Origin of the sequence: Microbacterium sp., assembly GCF_047607465.1 — a bacterium.
GTDB lineage: Bacteria > Actinomycetota > Actinomycetes > Actinomycetales > Microbacteriaceae > Microbacterium.
The window spans coordinates 1-11,835 of record NZ_JASGCY010000001.1; the positions used below are offsets into that span (position 1 = coordinate 1).

Sequence of the window (11,835 nt, forward strand, 5' to 3'; positions counted from 1 at the left end):
CCCGCGCACAGGCGCGACCGAAGATCCTCGACCGGAACCCGGCCGCCTGGATCAACCAGCCACCCACCGACGAGCTCCAACTCGCCGCCTAACACCCACCGGCCTCACCCGCCTTGACAAACTCCGGAACGCCGTGAGGCGGGAATACCCCACCCCGAGAACCGAGACCGTACCCGGCGGATCGAGATCAGAGTCCGAGCGCGGCACGGATCCGGCGGATGAGCTCCTCCGGATCGGCGAACAGCGCGCTGGTGACCTCGATGACCGTCCATCCTGCGGCCCGCAGTGCGGCCAGCCGCTCGACGTCCTGCGCGTAGGTCTCGCTGTGCTGCAGACCCTGGTACTCGATGGCGACCTTCTGCTCCGGGTACGCCAGATCGACGCATCCGAGGAAACGACCGAACGAATCGAAGACGTCGTGATTGAGATGCGGCTCCGGGAGCCCGGCGAAGACGATATGACAGCGGATCTTCGACTCCCTCGGCGACCACGAGTCCTCGCGCACGAGTTCGACCGCTTCACGCAGGCGCGCGATGCCGACCCGACGGCCGGTCTCGATCGTCGTCCTGAGCTCTTCGATCGTGGCGAGCGGACGCCTGCCGACATCCTTCCGACCGGGCCCTGGCCTGTGCACGCGGCAGAAGAAGTCGCCGAGGGCCACGAGATCGAGCAGGTCCCAGCTCGCGCATTGCGCCCAAGCGGATGCCGGGGAGGCGATGGGGTGGCCGTTCCAGAGCACGAAGACCGTGTTGCGCGCACTCACGCGATGAGCGGCGACCCCGCTCGCGCGCACGAGAGGCCCTGCCCCGACCGTGCTGACGTGGACGGGCAGTGCCGCACCGTCGACCGCCATGCCGTTCTCCGTCTTCAGCGGCATGGGTCCGCCCCACATCGCGACCGCGCTGTCGTGGCTGATCATCTGGCCAGGGCGAAGAAGCGGCGCGTACTGCTTCGCCCGGATCCGGCGCTCGACCACCTGCTTGTCGTGCACGCCGAGCCTCGACAGATCCGAAGCTGCGCCGGCATCCCGCGCGCCACGGAAGGGCGCCTCCAGGTCGCGGCGGCGGAGTCTGCCCCTGTCGACGCCGAACTCGACGGCGGCTCTGACGCTGAAGCGCCGGCCGAGGGTTCCGGGAAGGGGACGAGGAGTTCTCATCGCCCCACGGTGCCACAGCCAGCGGACACGTGCACCGAGTTATCCACAGGCTTGTCCACACCCTGGTGCGCACCCACCGCGCTGCGCTTCGCGCCGGCATCCGCTCGTCCCCCTCCGTTCCGGTCGCGTTTCGCGCCGGCATCCGCTCACCCCTCGCCGTTCCGGTCGCACTTCGCGCCGGCATCCGCTCGTCCCCCTCTGTTCCGGTCGCACTTCGCGCCGCTTCCCGAGACCCAGAGCGGCACGGATCGCGACCGGAACACCGCAGAGCCCGGCAGAAACCCGCACCAGCACAGAACCCGGCGGAGTACCAGACCCGAGCGTCATGTGCCCTCCTTCATGACGTCATATGACGTTCCTTGACGTCACGTGTCATTTCGAGTTCTTGAACCCGGTCCACCGTCCTTAGCGTGATCCGAAGCCATTACAGGGAGCTCTCCATGACCGTTCAGCAGCCGACGCCGATCCGCGGTGCCCGCACGCGCACCGCGCGCGTGCCGACCAAACCCCACGGCCAGTGGGCGGTCGACGGCAACGAGCCCCTGAACGGCAACGAGGAGTGGAAGCTCGCCGACAACGGGCTCAACGTCCGCAAGCGCATCGAGACGATCTACGCCCAGGGCGGCTTCGCGAGCATCGATCCGACCGACCTGCACGGCCGGTTCCGCTGGTGGGGTCTGTACACCCAGCGCAAGCCGGGCATCGACGGCGGCCGCACCGCCCAGCTCGAGCCCCACGAGCTCGAGGACGAGTACTTCATGATGCGCGTGCGCATCGACGGTGGACAGCTCACGACCGAGCAGCTGCGCGTCATCGGCGAGATCTCCACCGAGTTCGCCCGCGACACCGCTGACATCACCGACCGCCAGAATGTGCAGCTGCACTGGATCGAGGTCGAGAGCGTCCCGGAGATCTGGCGGCGCCTCGAGGCTGTCGGACTCAGCACCACCGAGGCGTGCGGCGATGTGCCCCGCGTCATCCTCGGCTCCCCCGTTGCGGGCATCGCCGCCGACGAGATCATCGACCCGACCCCGCAGATCCGTGAGATCACGGACCGGTTTCTGGGGGACCTCAGCCTGTCGAACCTGCCGCGCAAGTACAAGACGGCCATCACCGGTCACCCGAGCCAGGACGTGGTGCACGAGATCAACGACTGCGCCTTCGTCGCCGTCGAGCACCCGGAGCTCGGCATCGGCTACGACCTGTGGGTTGGCGGCGCCCTCTCGGTCGTGCCGCGGCTCGGCGAGCGTCTCGGCGTCTTCGTCGCCCCCGACCGGGTGGCCGAGGTGTGGCACGGCGTCACGCAGATCTTCCGCGACTACGGCTACCGGCGCCTGCGCAACAAGGCCCGCCTGAAGTTCCTGCTCGCCGATTGGGGAACAGAGAAGTTCCGCGAGGTGCTCGAGAACGAGTACCTCGAGCGCCCGCTGCCCGACGGCCCCGCCGCCCCCAAGCCGAAGAGCCTCGGCGACCACGTGGGCATCCACAAGCAGAAGGACGGCCGCTTCTACGTCGGCGCGGCTCCGCTCGTCGGCCGCGTCTCCGGCAGCACCCTGACCGCCCTCGCCGATCTCGCCGAAGCGCACGGCTCGCAGCGCATCCGCACCACGCCGCACCAGAAGCTCCTCGTCCTCGACATCGAGGAGGACCGCGTCGAGAGCCTCGTGAAGGGCCTCGACGAGATCGGCCTCTCGGCGCGCCCGAGCCTGTTCCGCCGCGGCACGATCGCCTGCACCGGCATCGAGTACTGCAAGCTCGCCATCGTGGAGACCAAGGCCAACGCATCCCGCGCGATCGAGCAGCTCGAAGAGCGCCTCGGCGCGCTGGAGCCCGATATCGGCCGCCCCATCTCACTGCATGTGAACGGCTGCCCGAACTCGTGCGCGCGCATTCAGACCGCCGACATCGGCCTGAAGGGCCAACTCGTCCTCATCGACGGCGAGCAGGTGCCCGGCTACCAGGTGCACCTCGGCGGCGGGCTTGCGAACGTGGACAGAGCGGATGCCGGACTCGGCCGCACCGTGCGCGGTCTCAAGGTACCGGCCGACGGCATCGCCGACTACGCCGAGCGCGTCATCCGCCGCTACCTCGCCGACCGCGAGAGCCCCGACGAGACCTTCGCGGTCTGGGCGCACCGCGCCGACGAGGAGGCCCTGCAATGAGCCCTTCGACGCGCCCAGGAATCCAGGCCGGCTCAGGAACCCAGGCCGGCTCAGAAGCCCAGGCCGGCTCGGGCACCCAGCACGCGACTCCCGTCGTCATCCGCTCCGCCCGACGCGCACCCGCCGATCTCCAGGCGCTCGCCGCGCGCGGCAACGCCGAACTGCGCAGCCGTCGGCCCGGCGAGGCCACGCCCGCCGAGGTCGTCGCCTGGGTGGCCGAGCACTTCGACGTGCCGCAGGCGGCCGTCGCGTGCTCGATGGCGGATGCCGCCCTGCCACATCTGGTCGCCGAGAGCCTTCCGGGCGTCGACGTGCTCTTCCTCGACACCGGCTACCACTTCGCCGAGACGACGTTCACCCGCAACGAGGTCGCCGAGAAGCTCGACGTGAACATCGTCGACGTGAAGCCGGAGCAGACCGTGCGCGAGCAGGACGCGGAGTACGGCAAGAACCTCTTCGAGCGCGACCCTGGCCTGTGCTGCCAGCGCCGCAAGGTCGAGCCGCTGCAGCGCGCCCTCGGCGGGTACGAGGTGTGGTTCACTGGCGTCCGCCGCGAGGAGGCGCCCACGCGCGCCGAGACAGATCTCGTCGTCTGGGACGAGCGCAACGGGCTGGTGAAGGTGAACCCCGTCGCCGCGTGGACCTTCGACGACCTCATCGACTACGCCACCGCGCACGAGGTCCCGGTGAACCCGCTCATCGCGAACGGCTACCCGTCGATCGGCTGCGCGCCGTGCACGAAGCCCGTCGCCCCCGGCGAGGACCCGCGCTCGGGCCGCTGGGCGGGCCTGGCCAAGACAGAATGCGGACTGCACATATGACTCTCGGTACTCAGGGCGTTTCGTCTCGCTTCGCTCACGGGGCGACCGCGGATGCTTCGGAGAGCTCGGTGACCCGGGCTCCCGTCCTCTCCACCCTCGATCTGCTCGAGGCCGAGGGCATCCACATCATCCGGGAGGTCGTCGCCGAGTTCGAGCGCCCTGTGCTGCTGTTCTCCGGCGGCAAGGACTCCGTCGTCGTGCTGCACCTCGCCGCGAAGGCGTTCGCGCCCGGGCGGGTGCCCTTCCCGGTGCTGCACGTCGACACTGGCCACAACTTCCCCGAGGTCATCCGCTTCCGCGACGAGACCGTCGCGCGTCTGGGCATCGACCTCGCCGTCGCCCGCGTGCAGGACTACATCGACGACGGCCGCCTCACCGAGCGTCCGGACGGCACCCGCAACCCGCTGCAGACGCAGCCGCTGCTCGACGCGATCGCCGCTGGCCGTCACGACGCCGTGTTCGGCGGGGCCCGCCGCGACGAGGACAAGGCCCGCGCCAAGGAGCGCATCATCTCGCTGCGCGACGAGTTCGGCCAGTGGGACCCGCGCAACCAGCGCCCTGAGCTGTGGAGCCTGTACAACGGCCGGCACCTCCCTGGCCAGCACGTGCGCGCCTTCCCGATCTCGAACTGGACAGAGGCCGACGTCTGGAACTACATCTCCCGCGAGGGCATCGCCCTGCCACCGCTGTACTACGCGCACGAGCGCGAGGTCTTCCGCCGTGACGGCATGTGGTGGGCGGTCGGCGAGTTCTCGCAGCCGCGCGACGGCGAAGAGGTCGTCCGCCGCACGGTGCGCTACCGGACCGTCGGCGACATGAGCTGCACCGGCGCGGTGGAATCGGATGCCGCCGACACGGCATCCGTCGTCGCCGAGGTGCTGCGCTCCACCCTCACCGAGCGCGGTGCGACCCGCGCCGACGACCGCATCAGCGAGGCCGCCATGGAGGATCGCAAGAAGGACGGGTACTTCTGATGGGCGACGCGATCACGATCACGGACGGCGGGTCGGCGACCAGGCACGCGCGCTCAGCGACCCCGCAGGCCACGCTCTTCCGCTTCGCGACCGCCGGCTCCGTCGACGACGGCAAGTCGACCCTCGTCGGACGCCTGCTGCACGACGCGAAGGCGATCCTCGCCGACCAGTTCGAGCAGGTGGCGGCGACCAGCCGCCAGCGCGGCTTCGCGCACGGCGAGTTCGACTTCGCCCTGCTCACCGACGGCCTGCGCGCCGAACGCGAGCAGGGCATCACGATCGACGTCGCCTACCGCTACTTCGCCACAGATCGGCGCAGCTTCATCCTCGCCGACTGCCCCGGCCACGTGCAGTACACGCGCAACATGGTCACCGGCGCCGCCACCGCCGACGCCGTGATCGTCCTCGTCGACGCCCGCAAGGGCATCGTCGAGCAGACCAGGCGCCACCTCGCCGTGGTCTCGCTGCTGCGCGTCGCGCACGTGATCATCGCGGTGAACAAGATCGACCTCACGGGCTTCGACGAGAACCGCTTCGTCGAGATCGAGCTGGAGGCGGCACGCGTCGCCGAGCAGCTAGGCCTCGCAGGCATCCACGTGCTCCCGGTCTCCGCGCTCGAGGGCGACAACATCGTCGACCGCTCCGCGCGCACCCCGTGGTACCAGGGCCCGACGCTGATCGATCTGCTCGAGACGCTGCCCACCGCGGTCGAGGTCGAGGACACGGCATCCGCGTTCCGCCTGCCGGTGCAGCTCGTCCTGCGCCCGCAGGGGGGTCTCAGCCCCGAGATCGCCGACCCGGAGCGCTACCGCGACTTCCGCGGGTTCGCCGGCCGGATCGCGGCGGGCGAGGTGCGCGTCGGCGACGCCGTCGAGGTGTTCCCCGGCGGGCACACGACGACGGTCACCGGCATCCACATCGCCGGCCGGGAAGCGGATGCCGCCACCGCCGCGCAGTCGGTGACCCTCACGCTGGCCGATGAGATCGACGCGGCGCGCGGCGCCGTGATCGCAGCGTCCGGCACCGTGCCCGCCGGCCGTCGAGAGGCCGTCGTCGAGCTGTTCCAGCTCGATCAACGACCGGTCGTCGCAGGCCTGAAGGTCCTCGTCAAGCACGGCACCGCGACCGTGCAGGCGCTCGTCGCCGAGGTCATCGACCGGCGCGACCTCGAGACCCTCGGCCACCACGATGCCGAGACCCTCGCCGTGAACGAGATCGGCCGCGTGCGCCTTCGCTTCGCCGCCGATCTTCCCCTGGAGCCGTACGCGCAGTGCCGTGAAGGCGGCTCTCTCGTGCTCATCCACCCCGCCGACGGAGCGACGCTGGCCGCCGCGACCGTCGCAGGGGACTGACCTGCACCACCCCACCACTCGCTAAGGAGGCGAAACCGTGAAGATCAACCGCAAGACCACCGCACTCACAGTCCTTGGAGTCGCTGCCATGATGCTCGCCGGCTGCGCCTCGGCATCCGCAGAGCCCGCAACGGATGACGCCGCAACCGACGACCTCGCCGAGGTGCGCCTCGGCTACTTCGCCAACGTCACCCACGCCCCGGCCCTCGTCGGCCTCTCCGAGGGGCTGTTCCAGGATGCTCTCGGCGACGTGGAGCTGAAGACCGAGGTGTTCAACGCCGGCCCCGCCGCGATCGAGGCGCTCTCCGCCGGCGCGATCGATGCCACCTACATCGGCCCGAACCCGGCGATCAACACGTTCATCCAGTCGGGTGGCGAGTCGGCGAACATCATCGCCGGCGCCACCTCCGGCGGGGCAGCGCTCGTCGTGAACGACAGCATCCAGGACGTCTCCGACCTCGCGGGCAAGAACATCGCGACCCCGCAGCTCGGCAACACGCAGGACGTCGCGCTGCGCAGCTGGCTCGCCGATGAGGGCTTCGAGACCTCGACGTCGGGCGGCGGCGACGTCACGATCACCCCCACCGAGAACGCGCAGACGCTGACGCTGTTCCAGGAGGGCCAGCTCGACGGTGCGTGGCTGCCCGAGCCGTGGGTGTCGCGCCTGGTCGTCGAGGCCGGGGCGCACGTGCTCGTGGACGAGGCCGACCTCTGGCCCGATGGCGACTTCCCGACCACGGTGCTGCTCGTGCGCAAGGACTTCGCCGCCGAGCATCCCGAGGTCGTCAAGGAGCTGCTCGCCGGCCACATCGCCTCGGTCGCCTGGCTCGACGAGAACGCCGACGAGGCGCCGGCCGTGATCAACGGCGCGCTCGAGGAGGCCACGGGCAAGAAGCTCTCCGACGAGGTGCTGGCCAGGGCGCTCGAGAACGTCACGTTCACGGTGGATCCTGCGGCATCGACCTTCGAGACCCTCGTGAAGAACGGCCTGGCGGCCGGCACGCAGAAGGAGGGCTCGATCGACGGGCTCTTCGACCTGCGGGCGCTGAACGAGCAGCTGTCGGACGCCGGCGAGGACACGGTCTCCGCCGCCGGTCTCGGGGAGGACTGATGACCGCGCAACCCGGACCGGTGAGCTCGGAGCCCCTGACGGAGTCGGGGACCCTGAGCGCACGGTCCTGGTCCGCGGCACCCTCGGAGCCGGGCGGCCAGCGGCTGACGCCGAGTTTCGACGGGGTCACACCTCTGGCGGCCCCCGCCCCCGCCGTCGACCCGGCAGTGCGCATCGCCCACGTCACCAAGCGCTACGGCGCGGGACCCGTCGTCCTCGACGACATCTCGCTCGACATCGCCCCTGGCGAGTTCGTGTGCCTGCTCGGCGCGTCCGGCTGCGGCAAGTCCACGCTGCTGAACCTCATCGCCGGCCTCGAGCCGCTCACTGCGGGCGAGATCCACCTGGCCTCCGCGTCGCTGAGCGCGTCGACGAAGCTCAGGAACCACTCGCCGAAGGGCGGCGCCGCCGTCATGTTCCAGGAGTCCGCGCTGATGCCGTGGCTCACCGCCCGGCAGAACGTCGAGCTCGCCCTGCGGCTGCGCGGCGTCCCCCGCGGCGAGCGCCGTGACGAGGCGCTGCGGCTGCTCGGCACGGTGAACCTCGCCGAGGCCGGCGACAAGCGACCGCACGAGCTCTCCGGCGGCATGCGCCAGCGCGTGGCCCTCGCCCGCGCCCTCGCGCAGGACCGCGACGTGCTGCTGATGGACGAGCCCTTCGCCGCCCTCGACGCGATCACCCGCGACCTGCTGCACGAGGAGCTCGAGCGGGTGTGGCGGGCGACCGGCCGCACGATCGTGTTCGTCACGCACAACGTGCGCGAGGCCGCACGGCTCGGTCAGCGCGTCATCCTGCTCTCCAGCCGTCCAGGCCGCATCGCGGGAGAGTGGCGCATCGCGAACACCCACGGGCGCCGCATCGAATCGCCCGAGGTCGCAGCCCTCGCCACGGAGATCACCGCCGAGTTGCGCAAGGAGATCGCCCGCAATGCCGCTTGACACCGCGGCGACCGCCGCCCACGACGCGCCACGCGGCGACGATCTCGCCACGCTCTCCGCCGGCCTCGACCGCCTGCAGTCCGACGAGGTCGCCCCCACGTCCTCGCGCGGACGAGAGCTCCTCGGCAAGGCGCTGCCGCCGATCGTGCTCCTGCTCGTACTGCTCGGCGTCTGGCAGCTCTACATCGCCATCGCGAACCCGCGGCCAGACAAGGCGCCGAGCCCGGCAGCCGTCGTCGGCGCGCTCGGCGACGCCTGGGCCTCCGGGCGCCTGCAGGAGGCCGTGGCCACCAGCCTCGAGCGCGGCGTCATCGGCTTCCTCATCGCGATCGTCGTCGGCACGGCGCTGGGCATGCTGCTGGCCGAGTGGAAGCTGCTGCGCCGCGCCGCCGGTCCCCTCATCTCCGGCCTCACCGTGCTGCCGTCGGTCGCCTGGGTGCCCGCCGCCATCATCTGGTTCGGCCTGTCGGATGCGACCGCCTACTTCGTCATCCTCATGGGCGCGATCCCCTCGATCGTGAACGGACTGCTCTCGGGCATCGACCAGGTGCCGCCGCAGCTGCGCCGGGTCGGCACCGTGCTCGGCGCGACCCGCTGGCAGCTGGCGACGGCGGTGACGCTGCCCGCAGCCCTGCCCGGCTACTTCGCCGGTCTCAAACAGGGCTGGGCGTTCGCCTGGCGCTCGCTGATGGCGGCCGAGATCATCACCGTCGGCGGATCCATCGGCTTCGGCCTCGGCACCATGCTCAACCAGTCGCGCGAGCTCGCCGACCTCGCGAGCGTGCTCGCCACGATCCTGCTGATCCTCGCGATCGGCATCGTCATCGAGCTCGTCCTGTTCGGGCCGTTGGAGCGACGGATGCTGCGCAACCGCGGCCTGCTCCTGGGAGGAACCCGATGACCGGTCGTGTCACCCTCGTCGGCGCCGGCCCCGGCGACGCCGACCTGCTCACGGTGCGGGGGCTGAAGACGCTGCAGGACGCCGACGTGATCGTCGCCGACCGGCTCGGCGCGCGTGCCGTGCTCGAACAGCTCGCCGCATCCGGCATCCGCCTGCGCGCCGACGTCATCGACGTCGGCAAGCTCCCCGGCTACCACCGAGTGCCGCAGGAGGCGATCAACGAGCTGCTCGTCGAGCTCGCGCAGACCGGCAAGCACGTCGTGCGGCTCAAGGGCGGCGACCCGTTCGTGTTCGGACGCGGCCGCGAGGAGCAGCAGTTCTGCGAGGAGCACGGCATCCCCGTCGAGGTCGTCCCCGGCGTGACGAGCGCGATCTCGGTGCCCGCCGTGGCCGGCATCCCGCTCACCCATCGCGGCGTCGCGACCTCGTTCACCGTGCTCACCGGGCACGACCAGATCGAGGCCGGCGGCGTGCTCAGCCTGTCGAAGGGCGACCACACCGTGGTGCTGCTGATGGGCGTGAACACGCTCGGGCACTCCGCGCACGTGCTGGCCGCCGGCGCCCGCGGCGTCGACTGCCCGGTCGCGATCGTCGAGGACGGCTACGGCGAGAACCAGCGCGTCACCGTCGGCAGCCTCGGCACGATCGCCGGCATCGCCGCCGCCCGCCAGGTGCGCAACCCCGCCGTCATCGTCGTCGGTGATGTCGTTCGCCTGAGCCCGCACGCCGTTGGCGTGCTGAGCGCACCAGCGGGCCACTGGACCGATGCATTCCTCGCGGACCCTCCGCTCTCCCCTCTCTGATCCACCCGATCGACCCGATCCACCGAAAGAACCGCCATGTCTTCGACCCCTCTGTCTCTGCGCGTCGCGATCGTCGGCGCCGGCCCCGCCGGAATCTACGCGGGCAACCTCCTCGCGAACGCCGTCAAGGAGCGCGGCGGAAGGGTCGAAATCGACCTCTTCGAGTCTCTCCCCGCACCGTACGGCCTCATCCGCTACGGCGTCGCCCCCGACCACCCGCGCATCAAGGGCATCGTGAACTCCCTGCACGAGATGCTCGACGCGTTCGGGGATGACGACGCTTCGGCGGGCGCCGCGCCCCGGGGACGCCGCCGCACCATCCGCTTCATCGGCAACGTCGAGGTGGGCCGCGACCTCTCGCTCGACGAGCTGCGCGAGCGCTACCACGCGGTGATCCTCGCGACCGGCGCGATCCGCGACGCCGCCCTCGACATCCCGGGCGTCGATCTGCCTGGCTCTTACGGCGCCGCCGACTTCGTGGCCTGGTTCGACGGGCACCCCGACGTCGCCCGCACCTGGCCGCTGGAGGCGGAGTCGGTCGCGGTGATCGGCAACGGCAACGTCGCCCTGGACGTCGCCCGCATCCTCGCGAAGCACGCCGTGGACCTGCGCACCACCGAGGTGCCGGACAACGTGCTCGCGGGCCTGGAGGCATCCGCCGTCACCGACGTGCACGTGTTCGGCCGCCGCGGCCCGGCCGACATCAAGTTCACCCCCATCGAGCTGCGTGAGCTCGGCGAGGTGCGCGACGTCGACATCGTCCTGCACGACGAGGACTTCGACGGGGTCGATGCGGCATCCGCATCGAACAACCAGCTGAAGGTCATGCTGCGCACCCTGAACAGCTGGCGCGACCGTCCAGCGGGCACGGCGTCGCGCCGCCTGCACCTGCACTTCTGGCACGCGCCGGTCGAGATCTCGGGCGACGGATCCGTCGAGAGCATCCGTTTCGAGCGGACGACGACGGATGCCGATGGCCGGCTCGTCGGCACCGGCGAGTTCCGCGACTACGACGTGCAGGCCGTGTACCGCGCGGTCGGCTACTACGGGACCCGCGTCGTGGATGCGCCCTTCGACGAGGTGCGAGGGGTGATCCCGAACGCGGAGGGCCGCGTGGACGACGAGCCGGGGCTCTACGCGACGGGTTGGATCAAGCGCGGACCTGTGGGGCTGATCGGCCACACCAAGTCCGATGCGCTGGAGACCATCACGCACCTCGTGGCGGATGCCGAGGCCGGACTGCTGTCGGCCCCGAGCGCGGATGGCGACGTGCTCAACGTGCTCGACGCGAACGGCACCGAGTACACGACGTGGGACGGATGGCTCGCCCTCGACGCGCACGAGCGCGCCCTCGGCGAGAACCACGAGTACACGCGCGAGCGCGTCAAGGTCGTCCCGCGTGAGGAGCAGGTCGCCGTCTCGCGCGACGGAGCCCTCGTCCGATGACCTACGTCATCGCGCTGCCGTGCGTCGATGTGAAGGATCGTGCCTGCATCGACGAGTGTCCTGTCGACTGCATCTACGAGGGTGAGCGGTCGTTGTACATCCACCCCGACGAGTGCGTGGACTGCGGAGCGTGCGAGCCCGCCTGCCCGGTCGAGGCGATCTACTACGAGG

The 11,835-nt window shown here is 70.6% G+C and carries 11 protein-coding genes; 10 read left to right on the forward strand and 1 reads right to left on the reverse strand.

Features of this window, described 5'->3' with window-relative positions; translation table 11 throughout:
* Nucleotides 1-187 precede the first annotated feature (187 nt).
* The gene (locus QM568_RS00005; RefSeq protein ID WP_415134519.1) at nt 188-1,156 is read right to left on the reverse strand and encodes a DUF559 domain-containing protein; all 969 of its coding nucleotides are present in this window, start codon (nt 1,154-1,156) and stop codon (nt 188-190) included.
* A gap of 440 nt (nt 1,157-1,596) precedes the next feature.
* Here QM568_RS00005 and QM568_RS00010 point away from each other — a divergent pair, with 440 nt between their 5' ends.
* The 10 genes from QM568_RS00010 to QM568_RS00055 all read left to right on the forward strand — a co-directional run.
* A complete protein-coding gene (locus tag QM568_RS00010; RefSeq protein ID WP_415134521.1) occupies nt 1,597-3,318 on the forward strand; it encodes a nitrite/sulfite reductase in 1,722 nt (573 codons plus the stop codon).
* Nucleotides 3,315-4,139 carry a phosphoadenylyl-sulfate reductase gene (locus tag QM568_RS00015; RefSeq protein ID WP_415134523.1) on the forward strand — a complete coding sequence of 275 codons (825 nt, stop codon included), beginning with the start codon at nt 3,315-3,317 and terminating at the stop codon, nt 4,137-4,139. The genes QM568_RS00010 and QM568_RS00015 overlap by 4 nt, the downstream gene beginning before the upstream one ends.
* The gene (gene cysD / locus QM568_RS00020; protein WP_415134525.1) at nt 4,136-5,113 is read left to right on the forward strand and encodes a sulfate adenylyltransferase subunit CysD; all 978 of its coding nucleotides are present in this window, start codon (nt 4,136-4,138) and stop codon (nt 5,111-5,113) included. The genes QM568_RS00015 and cysD overlap by 4 nt, the downstream gene beginning before the upstream one ends.
* Entirely contained in the window at nt 5,113-6,465 is a 1,353-nt protein-coding gene (locus QM568_RS00025; RefSeq protein WP_415134526.1) for a sulfate adenylyltransferase subunit 1, read from the forward strand. The genes cysD and QM568_RS00025 overlap by 1 nt, the downstream gene beginning before the upstream one ends.
* 88 nt (nt 6,466-6,553) lie before the next feature.
* Nucleotides 6,554-7,576, forward strand: a complete 1,023-nt coding sequence (locus QM568_RS00030) for an ABC transporter substrate-binding protein (protein WP_415134536.1) — start codon at nt 6,554-6,556, stop codon at nt 7,574-7,576.
* Nucleotides 7,576-8,514, forward strand: a complete 939-nt coding sequence (locus QM568_RS00035) for an ABC transporter ATP-binding protein (protein ID WP_415134528.1) — start codon at nt 7,576-7,578, stop codon at nt 8,512-8,514. The genes QM568_RS00030 and QM568_RS00035 overlap by 1 nt, the downstream gene beginning before the upstream one ends.
* A complete protein-coding gene (locus QM568_RS00040; protein ID WP_415134530.1) occupies nt 8,504-9,415 on the forward strand; it encodes an ABC transporter permease in 912 nt (303 codons plus the stop codon). Before QM568_RS00035 ends, QM568_RS00040 begins: the two co-directional genes overlap by 11 nt.
* Entirely contained in the window at nt 9,412-10,218 is an 807-nt protein-coding gene (gene cobA, locus QM568_RS00045; RefSeq protein ID WP_415134532.1) for a uroporphyrinogen-III C-methyltransferase, read from the forward strand. The genes QM568_RS00040 and cobA overlap by 4 nt, the downstream gene beginning before the upstream one ends.
* 36 nt (nt 10,219-10,254) lie before the next feature.
* The gene (locus QM568_RS00050; protein WP_415134534.1) at nt 10,255-11,664 is read left to right on the forward strand and encodes an FAD-dependent oxidoreductase; all 1,410 of its coding nucleotides are present in this window, start codon (nt 10,255-10,257) and stop codon (nt 11,662-11,664) included.
* Nucleotides 11,661-11,835 (forward strand): indolepyruvate ferredoxin oxidoreductase subunit alpha (locus QM568_RS00055; protein WP_415134538.1); only part of this gene is annotated, 175 nt, incomplete at its 3' end. The genes QM568_RS00050 and QM568_RS00055, both read left to right, overlap by 4 nt.